Origin of the sequence: Enterobacter wuhouensis, assembly GCF_035835995.1 — a bacterium.
In the GTDB taxonomy this organism is placed as follows: domain Bacteria; phylum Pseudomonadota; class Gammaproteobacteria; order Enterobacterales; family Enterobacteriaceae; genus Enterobacter; species Enterobacter wuhouensis.
This window is the reverse complement of the sequence record NZ_CP142124.1, coordinates 2615086-2630745: the sequence shown is the minus strand read 5'-3', so window position 1 is coordinate 2630745 and position 15660 is coordinate 2615086. Positions and strand designations below refer to the sequence as shown.

The window sequence follows — 15660 nt, the reverse complement described above, 5'->3', positions numbered from 1 at the left end:
ATCAATCTCATCCAGTAAAATCAACGACATAAAAACTTGGCATGGGATTTGTATTATCGATACAGCAGGGCATCGCCCGATAACAGAAATGTGAGGATTGAATTATGGGTATTTTTTCTCGTTTTGCCGACATCGTGAACGCCAACATTAACTCGCTGCTTGAGAAAGCGGAAGATCCGCAGAAGCTGGTGCGTTTGATGATTCAGGAAATGGAAGATACGCTGGTTGAAGTTCGTTCCACCTCTGCACGCGCGCTGGCTGAGAAAAAGCAGTTAACGCGCCGAATTGAGCAGGCGACAGGCCAGCTCAACGAGTGGCAGGAAAAGGCGGAGCTGGCGCTGCGTAAAGATAAAGAAGATCTGGCGCGCGCCGCGCTGATTGAAAAGCAGAAGCTTGCCGATATGGTCACCGCGCTGGAACACGAAGTGACGCTGGTGGACGATACGCTTACGCGCATGAAGAAAGAGATTGGCGAGCTGGAAAACAAACTCAGTGAGACCCGCGCGCGCCAGCAGGCGCTGACGCTGCGTCACCAGGCCGCAAGCTCTTCTCGCGATGTTCGCCGTCAGCTCGACAGCGGCAAGCTGGATGAAGCAATGGCGCGTTTCGAATCGTTTGAACGCCGCATCGATCAGATGGAAGCGGAAGCGGAAAGCCACAGCATTGGAAAACAGAAATCGCTCGATCAGCAGTTTGCCGATCTGAAAGCTGACGACGACATCAGCGAGCAGCTGGCGGCGCTGAAAGCCAAAATGAAGCAAGACAACCAATAATAATTAGCGCGGCACCTTGGCGTGCCGCTATACAAGGAGTACACATGAGCGCGCTTTTTCTGGCTATTCCTCTGACCATTTTCGTGCTGTTCGTTCTGCCGATTTGGTTATGGCTGCATTACAGCAACCGCTCCTCGCGCGGCGATCTGTCCCAGAGTGAGCAACAACGTCTGGTGCAGCTGTCCGATCAGGCGAACAAAATGCGCGACCGTATTCAGGCGCTGGAAGCTATCCTGGATGCGGAACACCCGAACTGGAGGGACCGTTAATGTCTGGACTGAACCTGAACAAAAAATTGTGGCGCATTCCGCAGCAGGGCATGGTTCGTGGCGTTTGTGCGGGGCTTGCACACTACCTGGACGTACCGGTAAAGCTGGTGCGGGTGGTGACCGTGTTATCCCTGTTCTTCGGCCTCGCGTTTATTACCCTCGTGGCCTATATCATTCTGTCGTTTGTGCTTGATCCCATGCCGGATGGTGAACTGGCAGCGGAAGGCGCGCCAACCAGTCACGATATCCTCAATCGCGTGGATGATGAACTGGCAGCGGGCGAGAAGCGGCTGCGGGAAATGGAACGTTATGTCACGTCTGATACCTTTACGCTGAGAAGTCGTTTTCGTCAGCTTTAAGAGAGATTATTCATGAATCGAAACTGGCAACAGGCCGGTCAGAAGGTAAAACCCGGCCTGAAAATCGCAGGTAAACTGGTCCTGCTGACGGCGTTACGTTATGGCCCGGCGGGTGTCGCCGGCTGGGCGGTAAAAGCTGTTGCCCGCAAACCGGTGCGAATGCTGCTGGCCGTGGCGCTGGAGCCCCTTTTACAAAAACTGGCCAAACGGCTTTCTCGCCGCTACCTGCCCTGATCATTCCGCATTGCGCGCGCCCTGTCTCAAACGAGAGCAGGGCGCGCGGCATTTTTGACTATTTTCCTTTCTTTTCATCCTTTCTTTGCAGCAGCTCACATTAATGCCTTTCCCTCATTTCAGATCGTGATTTTCTCCTTCCTGGTGCGTTGACAGATATTTTTCATGGGAGTAGATTGCTTTCCGTGGGACCGCTACCATGGAAAATAATGTGAACGCAAAAATTAAGAATTTAATCGATCTTGTTTACGGGGATTCGTTTACCGAAGGCCATCTAAAGATGCTTTCGGAAAAAATGGAAAGTGCTCGTGAGGTTATTACCGATAAACGTAAGCAGAATTGGGATGAAAAAGATGTGGTTCTGATTACCTACGCCGATCAGTTTACTGCGCAAGGGGAGGATGCCCTGCCGGTGTTTACCCGGTTTTATAATAAGTGGCTTCGCCGTTCCTTTTCTCATGTCCATTTATTGCCGTTTTATCCCTGGTCCTCAGATGACGGTTTTTCGGTTAAAGATTATCACCAGGTTTCACCGGGAACGGGAACCTGGCAGGACGTTAAGGCATTAAATAAGTCTGCCTACCTGATGTTCGACTTTGTTTGCAACCATATGTCGGCAAAGAGTCAGTGGTTTGCTAATTACCTCGCTCAAAAACCGGGCTATGACGATTTCTTTATTTCTGTCGATCCCAATACCGACCTGTCCGCTGTTACGCGTCCGAGAGCATTGCCGCTTTTAACGCCGTTCAGGCTACCGGATGGACGCCTTCGTCACCTGTGGACAACCTTTAGTGAAGATCAGGTCGACCTCAATTTTGCCTCACCTCAGGTCCTCATCGCGATGGTGGAGGTGCTGCTTCATTATCTGGCCGAAGGGGCAAGTTACATCCGTCTGGATGCCGTGGGCTTTATGTGGAAGACACCCGGCACAAACTGTATTCATCTTGAAAATACGCATCGGCTCATTCAGCTTTTCCGCGCGATTACGGACGCAGTTGCACCGGGTACGGTCATCATCACTGAGACGAATGTTCCCCATAATGACAACATTTCTTACTTCGGCAATGGCGAAAATGAAGCGCACATGGTCTATCAGTTCTCCTTGCCTCCGCTGGTGCTGTATGCCGTGCATCATCAGAACGTACAGGCACTTTGTCAGTGGGCGGCATCGTTAACGCTGCCATCCACGAAAACCACCTGGTTTAACTTTTTAGCCTCGCACGACGGCATTGGTTTAAATCCACTGCGCGGTATTCTACCTGAGTCTGAGATCCTCTCCCTGGTGGAAAAACTTCAGCAGGAAGGGGCGCTGGTTAACTGGAAAAATAACCCTGATGGAACGCGTAGCCCTTACGAGATTAACGTAACGTATCTTGATGCCTTAAGCTCGCGGGACAGCGACGATAATAGCCGTATTGCCCGATTTATTCTGGCGCACGCGGTGTTATTGAGCTTTCCTGGCGTACCTGCCGTCTATATCCAAAGTATCCTGGGTTCACGTAATGATTATGACGGCGTAGAACGTTTGGGATATAACCGTGCGATAAACAGGCGAAAATACCTTGCCGGAGAAATCGACCGAGATTTCGACGATAATAAGAGTCTTCGCCATAACATTTATCATGCATTGAGCAAATTAATTGACGTGCGTCGCGGAGAGAAAGCATTTCACCCTGACAGTCAGGCTATTTTTTCTACGTCAGGCAAGCATGTGTTTAAAATAGTTCGCACAGCAGAGTGCGGTGAGCAAATTACCGGTTTGTTTAATTTCAGTAATCATATTCAGAATATTGATTCGGATATTCACTCAGGCAGGGAATTGATTGCCGGAGATGATATTAGCGGTACGACTCTGACCCTAAATCCATGGCAGGTTATGTGGATTAAAGAAAACTAAAAAAGGACCTTAAAAATGAAAGTGCCAAGAATTGTGCTGTTATCAGCACTGGTTTCGTGCGCCCTGATATCAGGCTGTAAGGACGACAAGCAATCTGCTGTCACCATCGAGTTTATGCACTCATCGGTTGAGCAGGAGCGTCAGGCCGTTATCACGCAGCTGATTGAAAAGTTTGAGAAAGAAAACCCCACTATTACGGTGAAACAGGTGCCCGTGGAAGAGGACGCCTATAACACCAAAGTGATTACGCTGGCCAGAACCGGTGCGCTGCCGGAAGTGATTGAAGTCAGCCACGATTACGCAAAAGTCATGGATAAAGAGCAGCTGCTGGATCGCGCTGCGATCGCTGCAGCTATCAGCGCCGTGGGCGAAAAGACCTTCTACGACGGCATCCTGCGCGTTGTGCGTACGGAAGATGGCGAAGCCTGGACCGGCGTGCCGATCAGCGCCTGGCTTTCCGGCGTCTGGTATCACAAAGACGTGCTTGCGGCGGCAGGAATTGCCGAACCCAAGAACTGGGAACAGCTGCTGAAAGCCAGCCAGACGCTGAATGACCCGGCCAAAAAACATTACGGTATTGCGCTGCCAACTGCCGAGAGCGTTATGACCGAACAGGCTTTCTCCCAGTTTGCGCTTTCCGGCGGCGCGAACGTCTTTGATGCCAATGGCAACGTAGAAATCGATACGCCAGAAATGTCGAAAGCGCTGGCGTTCTATAAAGGGCTCGCGGCAACTACCATGCCGGGGTCAAACGATGTCATGGAGATTAAAGACGCCTTTATGAACGGCTCGGCACCGATGGCCGTTTATTCCACCTACATCCTTCCGGCGGTCTACAAGGACGGCAATCCTGCCAATCTGGGCTTTGTGGTTCCGACTGAAAAATCCTCCGCCGTCTACGGCATGGTGACATCCCTGACGATCACCACGGGTCAAACGGAAGAGGAAACGCAGGCGGCGGAGAAATTTGTCACCTGGATGGAGCAGGCTCAAAACGCAACGGACTGGGTCATGATGTCGCCTGGCGCAGCGCTGCCCGTGAATAAGCTCGTGGTTGATACCGCAACATGGAAAGAGAACGACGTCATCAAAGCCTTCGGCCAGCTGCCTTATGAGTTGATTGCCCAGTTCCCAAATGTGCAGGTGTTTGGTGCGGTGGGCGACAAAAACTTTACCCGCATGGGTGATGTCACCGGCTCGGGCATTATCAGTTCCATGGTGCATAACGTCACGGTGGGTCAACAGGATCTCAGTGCAACGCTAAGCAACAGCCAGAAGCGACTGACCGACTTGATTTCACAACGATAGGAGCGCACTGCGAAGGGAATTATGAAGACGTTGTTTTCTGGTCGTTCAGATATGCCTTTCGCCATGCTGCTGTTGGCCCCCAGCCTGCTTTTGCTGGGGGGCCTCGTGGCCTGGCCAATGATTTCCAACATTGAAATCAGTTTCTTACGCTTGCCGCTTAACCCGCGCATAGACGCTGTTTTTGTCGGACTTGATAACTACATTCGTATTCTGAGTGATGCCGCGTTCTGGCATTCACTGTGGATGACATTCTGGTACACGGCGCTGGTGGTTATCGGCAGTACCGGGCTCGGGCTGGCGGTTGCCATCTTCTTTAACCGGGAGTTCCGTCTGCGGAAAACGGCGCGTTCGCTGGTCATTCTCTCTTACGTCACGCCCTCTATTTCGCTGGTATTTGCCTGGAAATACATGTTCAACAACGGCTACGGCATCGTGAACTATCTGGGCGTCGACCTGCTGCACCTGTACGACCAGGCCCCGCTGTGGTTCGACAATCCCGGCAGCAGCTTTGTGCTGGTGGTGCTGTTCGCCATCTGGCGCTACTTCCCCTACGCGTTTATCTCGTTTCTCGCGATTTTGCAGACGATCGATAAATCGCTGTACGAAGCGGCAGAAATGGATGGCGCCAATGCCTGGCAGCGTTTTCGCATCGTGACGCTACCCGCAATTATGCCGGTACTGGCCACGGTCATTACGCTGCGCACCATCTGGATGTTCTACATGTTTGCGGATGTTTATCTGCTGACGACGAAGGTCGATATTTTGGGCGTTTACCTCTACAAAACTGCGTTTGCGTTCAACGACCTGGGCAAAGCTGCGGCTATCTCCGTGGTGCTGTTTGTCATCATCTTTGCCGTCATTCTGCTGACCAGAAAAAGGGTGAACCTCAATGGCAACAAATAAACGCGTAATGGGCCGTATCGGTTTTTATGTGGGGCTGGCGGTATTTCTGATCGTCACGCTGTTCCCGTTCTTCGTGATGCTGATGACCTCGTTCAAGAGTGCGAAAGAGGCGATATCTCTGCATCCGACCATTCTGCCGCAGGCATGGACGTTGCAGCACTACATCGACATTTTTAACCCGCTGATCTTCCCGTTCGTGGACTATTTCAGGAACAGCATGGTGGTGTCGTTGACCTCCTCGGTGATCGCCGTGTTCCTCGGTACGCTGGGGGCTTACGCCTTGTCCAAGCTGCGCTTTAAGGGGCGAGCGACGATCAACGCAAGCTTTTACACCGTCTACATGTTCTCCGGGATTTTGCTGGTCGTACCGCTCTTCAAAATCATTACCGCGCTTGGGATCTATGACACCGAGCTGGCACTGATCGTCACCATGGTGACGCAGACGCTGCCGACGGCGGTATTCATGCTGCGCAGCTATTTCGACACCATCCCGGATGAAATTGAAGAGGCAGCGATGATGGACGGGCTTAACCGCCTGCAAATCATCTTCCGTATTACCGTGCCGCTGGCTATCTCAGGGCTCGTATCGGTCTTTGTCTACTGCTTCATGGTGGCATGGAACGACTACCTGTTCGCCTCTATTTTCCTGTCCAGCGCCAGCAATTTCACCTTGCCGGTGGGGCTGAATACGCTCTTTAGCACGCCAGACTACATCTGGGGTCGCATGATGGCGGCATCGCTGGTGACCGCGCTTCCGGTTGTCATCATGTACGCGCTGTCAGAACGTTTTATTAAAAGTGGTTTGACCGCCGGCGGCGTTAAGGGCTGAGGCGGCCAATTTTACAAGGAGTGAGTCATGAAAAAGTTAGTTGCGACAGCGCCTCGCGTAGCGGCGCTGGTGGAATATGAAGATCGTCCTGTTGCCGGGCATGAAGTAAAGATCCGCGCGCGTTTTGGTGCGCCGAAACACGGCACCGAAGTGGTCGACTTCAGAGCCGCGAGCCCGTTTATTGATGAGGAATTTAATGCGGAGTGGCAGCTGTTCACCCCGCGGGAAGAGGGGGCGGCGCGCGGTATTGAGTTCGGTAAATTCCAGTTGGGCAACATGATCGTCGGCGACATTATTGAATGCGGTGCCGACGTGACGGAATACCAGACGGGCGATCGCGTGTGCTGCTACGGCCCGCTGCAGGAAACCGTCATTGTCAATGCCGTTAATAACTACAAGCTGCGCAAAATGCCGCAGGGTGCCTCCTGGAAAAACGCGGTCTGCTATGACCCGGCGCAGTTCGCGATGAGCGGCGTGCGTGATGCCAACGTTCGGGTAGGGGATTTTGTGGTGGTTGTCGGGCTGGGGGCAATTGGGCAGATTGCGATTCAGCTGGCGAAAAAGGCCGGAGCGTCCGTTGTGATTGGCGTAGATCCTATCGAACACCGCTGTGAAATTGCCCGTCGTCATGGTGCGGACGCCTGCCTTAATCCGATCGGTACGGATGTTGGCCTGGAAATTAAAAAGCTGACCGGCAAGCAGGGCGCGGACGTGATTATTGAAACCAGCGGCTTTGCCGACGCGCTGCAGTCCGCGCTGCGCGGGCTCGCGTACGGCGGCACCATCTCCTACGTTGCCTTCGCTAAACCTTTTGCGGAGGGCTTCAACCTCGGGCGGGAAGCACATTTCAATAACGCGAAGATAGTCTTTTCCCGCGCCTGCAGTGAGCCAAACCCGGATTACCCGCGCTGGAGCCGCAAGCGTATCGAAGAAACCTGTTGGGAATTGCTGATGAACGGCTATCTCAACTGCGAGGATCTTATCGATCCGGTGGTTACCTTTACCACCAGCGCGGAGAGCTACATGAAGTATGTCGACCAGCACCCGGAACTGAGTATCAAAATGGGCGTCACTTTTTAAGCTAAGGAGAGCAACAATGAAAATCGCAACGCAAAACCAGGCCTTTTTCCCCGCCCCAATTCTGGAAAAATTCGAGTACATCAAAGCGATGGGGTTCGACGGCTATGAGATTGACGGCAAACTGCTGGTGGAGAATCTCGACGAGGTAAAAGCCGCCATCAAAGCAACGGGCCTGCCGGTTACCACCGCCTGCGGTGGCTACGACGGCTGGATTGGCGACTTCATCGAAGAGCGTCGCCTGAACGGATTGCAGCAGATTGAACGCATTCTTGAAGCGCTTGCTGAGGTGGGGGGAAAAGGGATTATCGTCCCCGCGGCATGGGGCATGTTCACCTTCCGCCTGCCGCCGATGACCTCGCCGCGCAGCCTGGACGGCGATCGCAAAGCGGTGAGCGCATCATTGCGCTGGCTGGATGAGGTTGCGGCACGCACTGGTACTACCGTTTATCTGGAGCCACTAAATCGCTATCAGGATCACATGATCAACACTTTGGCGGACGCGCGGCGTTACATCGAAGAAAACGCGCTCAGGCACGTGCAGATCATCGGCGACTTTTACCACATGAACATCGAAGAAGATTCGCTGACGGACGCGCTGCACAACAACCGCGATCTGCTTGGACACGTCCATATTGCCGACAATCATCGCTACCAGCCGGGCAGCGGCTGCCTTGATTTCGCCGCTTTGTTCGACCAGTTGCGTGCAGACAATTACCAGGGCTACGTGGTCTATGAATGTCGTGTGCGCGCAGGCGATCCGGCTCAGGCTTATCAGGATTCACTTACCTATTTGCGTGAATGCTAAGGATGACCTGCGTGATGAGTGCTTCAACATCTTTGCCTCTGCGCGTCGCCATTATTGGCGCCGGGCAGGTCGCAGACAAAGTGCATGCCTCGTATTACGCCACACGCAGTGATGTTCAAATGGTGGCCGTCATGGACAGCCGCCTTGAACAGGCTCAGACGTTTGCCGAACGCCATGCTATTCGCTCTGCATGGCACGACATACACGAGATGCTGCGGGTGGTTAAGCCGGATGTGGTGAGCGTCTGTTCACCAAACCGGTTCCATTTTGAACATGTCATGGCGGCACTGGAAGCCGGGTGTCATGTGATGTGTGAAAAGCCGCCAGCCATGACGCCACAGCAGGCTGATGAAATGCGGGTAGCGGCCCGCAGGGCGGGGAAAGTGCTGGCGTATGATTTTCATCATCGCTTTGCCCTCGACACGCAGCTGCTGCGTGAGGCCGTGCAGAACGGCACGCTGGGCGAAATCTACGTGACGACGGCGCAAGCCCTGCGTCGCTGCGGTGTGCCGGGCTGGGGCGTCTTTACCAATAAGTCGTTACAGGGTGGTGGGCCGCTGATTGATATCGGTATTCATATGCTGGATGCCGCGATGTACGTCTTAGGATTCCCGGCGGTGAAACGCGTGACGGCACACAGCTTCCAGAAGATCGGTAATCATAAAAACAACGGTCAGTTCGGCGAGTGGGACCCCGCTCAGTTTACCGTTGAAGATGCGCTCTTTGGCACGATTGAATTCTGTAACGGCGGCATTCTGCGTCTGGATACGTCGTTTGCGCTTAATATCCGCGAGCAGTCCATCATGAATGTTTCATTCTGCGGTGAGAAAGCGGGGGCCACGCTGTTCCCGATGCATGTCTACACGGATGAGGCAGGGGTTTTGCAGACCCTTATGCAGCGTGAAGAGGCGGATGACCAGCGCCATTTACGCAGCATGGAGGCTTTTGTTCGTCACGTTATGGGAGAGCCGGTGATGATCGCCGACGCAGAGCAAGGGCTGGTGATCCAGCAGCTGGTCGCCGCCTTGTATGAGGCGGCGGAAACAGGGGAAAGCGTAACGTTATGCTGAACCTGTCTTCTTTAACCGATCCGGGTTTTTGCCCGCATAGCCTGAATAAATATGCCTCCATTATGGCCTGCGGCAACGGCTACATGGGCATCCGCGCGACCCATGAGGAAGCCTATACCCAGCAAACGCGCGGGATGTACCTCGCGGGCCTTTATCATCAGGCTGGGCGCAACGAGACTAACGAACTGGTCAACCTTCCCGATGTCATTGGAACTGAAATCGAACTGGATGGGGTGAATTTTACTCTCTTGTCCGGTGAGACGGTGACCTGGCAGCGAGAACTGAATTTCGCCAATGGCGAGCTGCGCCGCAGCGTTCTGTGGTGTTCGCCGGAAGGGAAGCACTACCGTCTGGAGAGCCGACGATTTGTATCGCTGGATCAGCTGCCGCTAATGGCGATGCAGCTGTCGATCACACCGCTCGATGCGCCTGCGCAGGTTGTGTTGAAGACCGGTATTGACGCGACGCAGACGAACAGCGGCAGACAGCACCTGGACGAAGCTTCCGTAAGAGTCTTCGACCAGCACGTTATGCAGGGCGTGTATGAAACGCAGGATCGCGCAGCTGACGTGGCGATCTCCGCATTTTGTCGTCTCTCGGCTGACAGCGATAGCTGCTTCACCGCAAAGAATCGACGCGTATCGGTGCATCACTCCCTGACCGTACCGCAGGGTGACACTGTCACGCTTGAAAAACTGGTTTGGATCGTTCATCGCAGCGACAAAGCGCTTTCACAGGAAACGTTCGCGCGCGGTGCGCTGGCCGACCTCAAGGCTTGCGCGGCAAGAGGCTATGCGGCTTTGCTCGACAGCACCGCACGCGCCTGGGAAACCGTCTGGCAAGACTGCCGGGTATGGATTGACTCCCCGCATGCGCAGGATCAGTTGGCGCTGGACTATGCTGTCTGGCATCTGACGGCCATGACGCCCGCCCATGATGAGCGAAGCAGCATTGCGGCGAAGGGGTTGACCGGGGAAGGCTACAAGGGTCACGTATTCTGGGATACCGAAATCTTTATGCTGCCTTTCCACCTGTTCACGCGTCCGCAGGTCGCCCGCAACCTGCTGCGCTATCGCTGGCATAACCTGCCTGGCGCGCGTGAAAAAGCCCGCCGCAACGGCTGGCCGGGGGCGTTATTCCCGTGGGAAAGTGCCGCCAGCGGTCAGGAAGAGACGCCGGAATTTGCGGCGATCAATATCCGGACGGGCTTGCGCCAGAAGGTGGCCTCGGCGCTCGCTGAACACCACATTGTGGCGGACATCGCCTGGGCCGTCGTCGCCTACTGGCAGGCGACGCATGACGATGAATTTATGCGCAATGAAGGGCTGTCGTTACTCATGGAAACCGCATCGTTCTGGATGGGGCGGGCGACGGAAGTGAATGGGCGGCTGGAAATTCATGATGCGATCGGGCCGGATGAATACACGGAGCACGTTAATAACAACGCCTACACCAACTATATGGCCTGGGAAAACGTGGCCAGCGCATGCCAGTTCATGTCGCGGTTTGAGCGCAATGACGCGCGCTTTACGGAAAATGCTAACCGCTTCCTGACGCGTTTATGGCTCCCCGAAGCTAATGCAGATGGCGTAGTGCCGCAGGATGACAGCTTCATGGCTAAACCGGCCATCGATTTGAGTCGCTATAAAGCGCAAGCCGGGAAACAGACCATTTTGCTGGACTACTCGCGTGCGGAGGTCAATGAGATGCAGATCCTCAAGCAGGCTGATGTCGTGATGCTCAACTACCTGCTGCCGGAGCGTTTTACGCCAGAGCAATGTGCCGCCAGCCTCGCGTTCTACGAGCCGCGAACCATTCACGATTCTTCCCTGAGCAAAGCCATCCATGGGATTGTCTCCGCTCGTTGCGGAGAGATTGAAAGCGCATATGCCTTCTGGCGGGAGGGTATCGCGATCGATTTGGGCGACGATCCGCACAGCAGCGATGACGGCATTCACGCTGCCGCGACGGGGGCGATTTGGTCCGGCGTGATACAGGGATTTGCCGGTTTACAGATAATCGACGGGGCGTTACATCTTGCTCCTGCGATGCCGCTGCACTGGAAAAAATTCGCATTCCCCCTGCGCTGGCGGGATGCGCGCATGCTATTTACCTTTGAAAACAAGGCGCTAACGATCGAAACCACGTCGCCCGTCAGCTTAACGCTGTGGGGAAAAGCGGTAATGACATCGGGGCGGCAGGTCTGGTCAATGAAGGATTTTCTTACGCCTGTTAATGGGACCGCTACCACGGAGGTGAGTGACGATGCTTAAAGCGGTTATTTTCGATCTGGATGGCGTCATCACCGATACCGCGCACCTGCATTTTTTGGCATGGCGTTCTGTGGCGCAGGAGATGGGTATCACCTTTGATGAGGCCTTTAACGAGCAGCTCAAGGGGATAAGCCGTATGGACTCTCTGCTGCGCATCCTTCGTCACGGCGGGAAAGAGGGCATGTTCAGCGATAAGCAGTGTCTGGCTCTCGCCAGTAAAAAGAACGAACGCTATGTCCAGTCGCTGGCTTCGCTAACCCAGCAATCCGTTCTTCCTGGCATCGGCAAGGTGCTGGCGGAGATTAGGGCGGCGAACGTCAAGATTGGGCTGGCGTCTGTTTCTCTGAACGCCCCTAAGATTTTGCACGCGCTGGGTATCCATCAGGCTTTTGATTATTGCGTCGATGCATCGCGCATTGTCTGCTCAAAACCGGATCCAGAAATATTTCTGACTGCCTGCGCTGGTTTGCATGTTCATCCCGAGCAGGCCATCGGTATTGAAGATGCCGTAGCGGGCGTTGAGGCTATCAACGCGGCAGGGATGTTGTCGGTGGGAATTGGGGCGGACCTGAAGCACGCGGGACTACAACTTCATTCAACGCGGGAACTGACCTGGAAATGCCTGACGGATTTTTGGGCGTCTCGATCAGAACTGAAAAGGAACTAACAATGGCTCAACTCTCCCTGAAGCACATTCAGAAAATCTACGATAACCAGGTCCACGTGGTTAAGGATTTCAATCTCGAGATTGAGGATAAGGAATTCATTGTTTTCGTGGGGCCATCAGGCTGCGGCAAATCGACAACGTTGCGCATGATCGCCGGGCTGGAGGAGATCAGCGGCGGCGAGCTGATCATTGACGGCGTCTGCATGAACGACGTGCCCGCAAAGTCACGCGACATCGCTATGGTTTTCCAGAACTACGCGCTCTATCCGCACATGACGGTCTACGACAACATGGCGTTTGGCCTCAGGATGCAAAAAATAGCGCCGGCAATTATTGAAGAGCGCGTGAGCTGGGCGGCACAGATCCTCGGTCTGCGCGAGTACCTCAAGCGCAAGCCTGGCGCCCTGTCCGGCGGCCAGCGCCAGCGCGTGGCTTTAGGGAGGGCGATCGTCCGTGAAGCCGGTGTGTTCCTGATGGATGAACCGCTCTCCAACCTTGACGCCAAACTGCGCGTACAGATGCGGGCAGAAATCAGCAAGCTTCATCACAAGCTTAATACCACGATGATTTACGTCACCCACGATCAGACGGAGGCCATGACGATGGCAACCCGCATCGTGATCCTCAAAGATGGCTTCATTCAGCAGGTTGGGGCGCCTAAGCAGGTTTATAACGAGCCCGCAAACATGTTTGTGGCAGGTTTTATCGGCTCGCCGTCCATGAACTTTATCCGTGGGGCAATCGACGATCGCTTCTTCGTGACGGAAACGCTGCGTCTGGAGATCCCCGAGGGTATGCTCGCTGTGCTGAACGCCAGAGGATACCAGCGTAAAGCCGTAGTGTTCGGGGTCCGTCCGGAGGATATTTTAACCCCACAAGCTGAAGGCGAGAATATTGCGGCAAAAGTCAGCGTCGCGGAGCTGACGGGGGCCGAATTTATGCTCTATGCCACCGTTGGAGGACATGAAGTGGTCGTACGCGCCGGGGCAGCGAATGACTATGCGGCAGGCGATACTATTACGATCCAGTTCGATATGAATAAGTGCCATTTCTTCGACGCGGAAACTGAAGCGGCTATTAGATAAGAAAGGTGTTCGCCGGAAATATCTATTTCCGGTTTTTTTGTTTGTTAATTATAAAGGGAATATTTTAATGAGTACTCTACTAAAAAGTGCTGCGCTCGTGCTGTGCGCAGGGGTTAGCTGCGCGCAAGCATCAGAAACAGCAAAACACTGGGACTTTAATATTGGTGCCATGTATGAAATTGAAAACGTCGAAGGTCAGGGCGACGATAAAGATGGATTATATGAACCTTCCGTCTGGTTCAATGCGACATGGGATGCCTGGACAATCTCAATGGCTATGTATCAGGAGGGGCCGGTTGACTACAGCAGTATGACCCGAGGGACCTATTTTGATCGCCCTGAATTAGAATTACGCTATCGCTTTATTGGCACCGACGACTTTACGTTTGGGCTGACCGGAGGCTTCCGCAACTATGGTTATCATTTTAAAGATGAGCAGGGTGCCAAAGACGGAAGTGCAAATATGCAGCGCTACAAAGTACAGCCTGACTGGGATATTAAATTAACCGACGACTGGCGTTTTGGCGGCTGGTTTGCGATGTATCAGTTTGCAAACGATCTGGAAAAAACCGGCTATTCCGACAGCCGCGTCGAAACGGAAACCGGCTTTACGTGGACCATTAACGAAACCTTCGCGGCTAAAGTGAATTACTATTTAGAGCGTGGATTCAATATGGACAGTTCCCGTAATAACGGTGAGTTTTCCACGCAGGAAATTCGCGCATACCTGCCTGTGTCATTAGGCCAGACGACGCTTACGCCTTATACCCGCCTTGGGCTTGACCGCTGGTCAAACTGGGACTGGCAGGACGATCCGGAGCGTGAAGGCCACGACTTCAACCGCCTTGGGCTTCTTTATGCGTATGATTTCAACAATGGTTTATCCATGACGCTGGAATACGCCTACGAGTGGGAAAACCACGATGAAGGCGACAACGACCGCTTCCACTATGCGGGCGTTGGCGTGAACTACGCGTTCTGATAAGCAGTTAGCCGGGGGCGAGGGCCCCCGGGTTTAGCGAAGAGCGTCGGCAAACGTAAAATGGGTCTCAACCAGCACCTTATGCTGAGCGGGTTTACCCGCAATGCGCTTGAAGAGCAGGTCACAACTCTCTTCGCCCAACCTGCGCGTTGGGATATCAAACCCACCCGGCGCGGGCGTCAGGATGAGAGACAGCATCGGATCGCTGTACCCTGCAATAGCAACGTGTTCAGGGATCATCAGATTTAGCTCGTCCGCAGCACGATAGAGGCTGAGTAACTTCATACTGTCGGTGGCAAAGACCGCATCGGGCGGTGTCGCCGAGGAGAGCAGCTGAATCGCCGCCGTCAGCGCGCTCTCGTGGGTATATCCACCGTCAATGATCCAGTCGTCGTTAATGGCAATATTGTGCTTTTGCAGGCTGTATTTATAGCCCGCCAGGCGGTCAATAGAAACGTGGTAATCCAGCGGGGCATGCATGCAGGCAATTTTGCAGCGTCCGTTGGCAATGAAGTTATCGGTCAGCGTGGCGCTGTCATGGAAATTATCGGTATCTACCGAGTAAATATTCTGAAATTCGCCTTCAACTTTACCGATGACAACGACCGGTACGCCGTAAGCGTCGAGTCGCGAGAAAAAGGATTCATTCGCCGGTGAGCTCAGCATGATGATCCCTTTGATCATTTTCTGTTTTATTTTACTTTCACACTTCAGTAAATCGTCTTCACTGCTTTTCGACGTTTGTAAAATAACGTCAAAACCTTCCTCTTCTGCTTTTGCCGTAATGGCATGAAGCACGTCAGAGAAAAAAGGATTACCTGCCGTGGTTTTCGTGGAGCGGGTCGAAATAACCATAATGGCATCGAAGCCAGAAGAGGTCAGGGCGCGGGCCAGCTTATTTGGTTGATAATTTAATTCTTCAATCGCCTTCAACACTTTTTCACGCGCTTCAGGGGAAATATTGGTTTGCTTATTCAGAACGCGTGACACGGTTGATTTTGAAACGCCAGCAACACGTGCAATATCATAGATGGTGGGTGACATACACCTTACTCACTCCAGACGGACAGCAATGGCGTTCATCTTACTGGAGAGAAAACGGCAATAGCAATAATTAAGAATTGAT

General features: G+C 53.5%; 16 protein-coding genes. 15 read left to right on the top strand and 1 reads right to left on the bottom strand.

What is annotated here, in order from left to right; translation table 11 throughout:
* The first annotated feature begins 104 nt into the window (after window positions 1-104).
* The 15 genes from pspA (at window position 105) to VPX56_RS12590 (ending at window position 14534) form a co-directional block, all read left to right on the top strand.
* Window positions 105-773 carry a phage shock protein PspA gene (pspA, locus tag VPX56_RS12660; RefSeq protein WP_131632443.1) on the top strand — a complete coding sequence of 223 codons (669 nt, stop codon included), beginning with the start codon at window positions 105-107 and terminating at the stop codon, window positions 771-773.
* A gap of 44 nt (window positions 774-817) precedes the next feature.
* Entirely contained in the window at window positions 818-1042 is a 225-nt protein-coding gene (gene pspB / locus VPX56_RS12655) for an envelope stress response membrane protein PspB (protein WP_131632444.1), read from the top strand.
* Window positions 1042-1401: an envelope stress response membrane protein PspC gene (gene pspC, locus VPX56_RS12650; RefSeq protein WP_131632445.1), complete on the top strand. Its 360-nt coding sequence runs from the start codon at window positions 1042-1044 to the stop codon at window positions 1399-1401. The genes pspB and pspC overlap by 1 nt, the downstream gene beginning before the upstream one ends.
* A 12-nt stretch (window positions 1402-1413) precedes the next feature.
* Entirely contained in the window at window positions 1414-1635 is a 222-nt protein-coding gene (pspD, locus tag VPX56_RS12645; protein ID WP_326466703.1) for a phage shock protein PspD, read from the top strand.
* A gap of 199 nt (window positions 1636-1834) precedes the next feature.
* Window positions 1835-3532, top strand: coding sequence for a sugar phosphorylase (locus tag VPX56_RS12640; RefSeq protein WP_326466701.1), 1698 nt, complete (start codon window positions 1835-1837; stop codon window positions 3530-3532).
* Window positions 3533-3547: 15 nt separating this feature from the next.
* The gene (locus VPX56_RS12635) at window positions 3548-4840 is read left to right on the top strand and encodes an ABC transporter substrate-binding protein (protein WP_326466699.1); all 1293 of its coding nucleotides are present in this window, start codon (window positions 3548-3550) and stop codon (window positions 4838-4840) included.
* A gap of 21 nt (window positions 4841-4861) precedes the next feature.
* Window positions 4862-5743: a carbohydrate ABC transporter permease gene (locus VPX56_RS12630; RefSeq protein ID WP_131632449.1), complete on the top strand. Its 882-nt coding sequence runs from the start codon at window positions 4862-4864 to the stop codon at window positions 5741-5743.
* A complete protein-coding gene (locus tag VPX56_RS12625; protein WP_326466696.1) occupies window positions 5730-6572 on the top strand; it encodes a carbohydrate ABC transporter permease in 843 nt (280 codons plus the stop codon). Before VPX56_RS12630 ends, VPX56_RS12625 begins: the two co-directional genes overlap by 14 nt.
* 27 nt (window positions 6573-6599) lie before the next feature.
* Complete coding sequence (locus VPX56_RS12620; protein WP_326466694.1) at window positions 6600-7652, top strand: D-guloside 3-dehydrogenase; 1053 nt, start codon at window positions 6600-6602, stop codon at window positions 7650-7652.
* A 16-nt stretch (window positions 7653-7668) separates the two neighbouring features.
* Complete coding sequence (locus VPX56_RS12615) at window positions 7669-8457, top strand: 3-dehydro-D-guloside 4-epimerase (protein ID WP_263609548.1); 789 nt, start codon at window positions 7669-7671, stop codon at window positions 8455-8457.
* An 11-nt stretch (window positions 8458-8468) separates the two neighbouring features.
* Complete coding sequence (locus VPX56_RS12610) at window positions 8469-9527, top strand: D-glucoside 3-dehydrogenase (RefSeq protein ID WP_326466691.1); 1059 nt, start codon at window positions 8469-8471, stop codon at window positions 9525-9527.
* Entirely contained in the window at window positions 9521-11800 is a 2280-nt protein-coding gene (locus VPX56_RS12605; protein WP_326466689.1) for a glycoside hydrolase family 65 protein, read from the top strand. Before VPX56_RS12610 ends, VPX56_RS12605 begins: the two co-directional genes overlap by 7 nt.
* A complete protein-coding gene (gene pgmB, locus VPX56_RS12600; RefSeq protein ID WP_326466687.1) occupies window positions 11793-12467 on the top strand; it encodes a beta-phosphoglucomutase in 675 nt (224 codons plus the stop codon). The genes VPX56_RS12605 and pgmB overlap by 8 nt, the downstream gene beginning before the upstream one ends.
* 2 nt (window positions 12468-12469) lie before the next feature.
* Window positions 12470-13552, top strand: coding sequence for an ABC transporter ATP-binding protein (locus VPX56_RS12595; RefSeq protein WP_326466685.1), 1083 nt, complete (start codon window positions 12470-12472; stop codon window positions 13550-13552).
* Between the two features lie 67 nt (window positions 13553-13619).
* Window positions 13620-14534 carry an OmpG family monomeric porin gene (locus VPX56_RS12590; protein WP_131632457.1) on the top strand — a complete coding sequence of 305 codons (915 nt, stop codon included), beginning with the start codon at window positions 13620-13622 and terminating at the stop codon, window positions 14532-14534.
* A gap of 33 nt (window positions 14535-14567) precedes the next feature.
* Here VPX56_RS12590 and VPX56_RS12585 read toward each other — a convergent pair whose 3' ends face one another.
* Window positions 14568-15578 (bottom strand): LacI family DNA-binding transcriptional regulator, encoded by a 1011-nt coding sequence (locus VPX56_RS12585; protein WP_326466682.1) that lies wholly within the window; start codon window positions 15576-15578, stop codon window positions 14568-14570.
* Window positions 15579-15660 lie beyond the last annotated feature (82 nt).

Coding starts and splice junctions, on each gene's coding strand:
- pspA (WP_131632443.1), top strand. CDS start 105: ATGGGTATTTTTTCTCGTTTTGCCGACATCGTGAACGCCAACATTAAC.
- pspB (WP_131632444.1), top strand. CDS start 818: ATGAGCGCGCTTTTTCTGGCTATTCCTCTGACCATTTTCGTGCTGTTC.
- pspC (WP_131632445.1), top strand. CDS start 1,042: ATGTCTGGACTGAACCTGAACAAAAAATTGTGGCGCATTCCGCAGCAG.
- pspD (WP_326466703.1), top strand. CDS start 1,414: ATGAATCGAAACTGGCAACAGGCCGGTCAGAAGGTAAAACCCGGCCTG.
- VPX56_RS12640 (WP_326466701.1), top strand. CDS start 1,835: ATGGAAAATAATGTGAACGCAAAAATTAAGAATTTAATCGATCTTGTT.
- VPX56_RS12635 (WP_326466699.1), top strand. CDS start 3,548: ATGAAAGTGCCAAGAATTGTGCTGTTATCAGCACTGGTTTCGTGCGCC.
- VPX56_RS12630 (WP_131632449.1), top strand. CDS start 4,862: ATGAAGACGTTGTTTTCTGGTCGTTCAGATATGCCTTTCGCCATGCTG.
- VPX56_RS12625 (WP_326466696.1), top strand. CDS start 5,730: ATGGCAACAAATAAACGCGTAATGGGCCGTATCGGTTTTTATGTGGGG.
- VPX56_RS12620 (WP_326466694.1), top strand. CDS start 6,600: ATGAAAAAGTTAGTTGCGACAGCGCCTCGCGTAGCGGCGCTGGTGGAA.
- VPX56_RS12615 (WP_263609548.1), top strand. CDS start 7,669: ATGAAAATCGCAACGCAAAACCAGGCCTTTTTCCCCGCCCCAATTCTG.
- VPX56_RS12605 (WP_326466689.1), top strand. CDS start 9,521: ATGCTGAACCTGTCTTCTTTAACCGATCCGGGTTTTTGCCCGCATAGC.
- pgmB (WP_326466687.1), top strand. CDS start 11,793: ATGCTTAAAGCGGTTATTTTCGATCTGGATGGCGTCATCACCGATACC.
- VPX56_RS12595 (WP_326466685.1), top strand. CDS start 12,470: ATGGCTCAACTCTCCCTGAAGCACATTCAGAAAATCTACGATAACCAG.
- VPX56_RS12590 (WP_131632457.1), top strand. CDS start 13,620: ATGAGTACTCTACTAAAAAGTGCTGCGCTCGTGCTGTGCGCAGGGGTT.
- VPX56_RS12585 (WP_326466682.1), bottom strand. CDS start 15,578: ATGTCACCCACCATCTATGATATTGCACGTGTTGCTGGCGTTTCAAAA.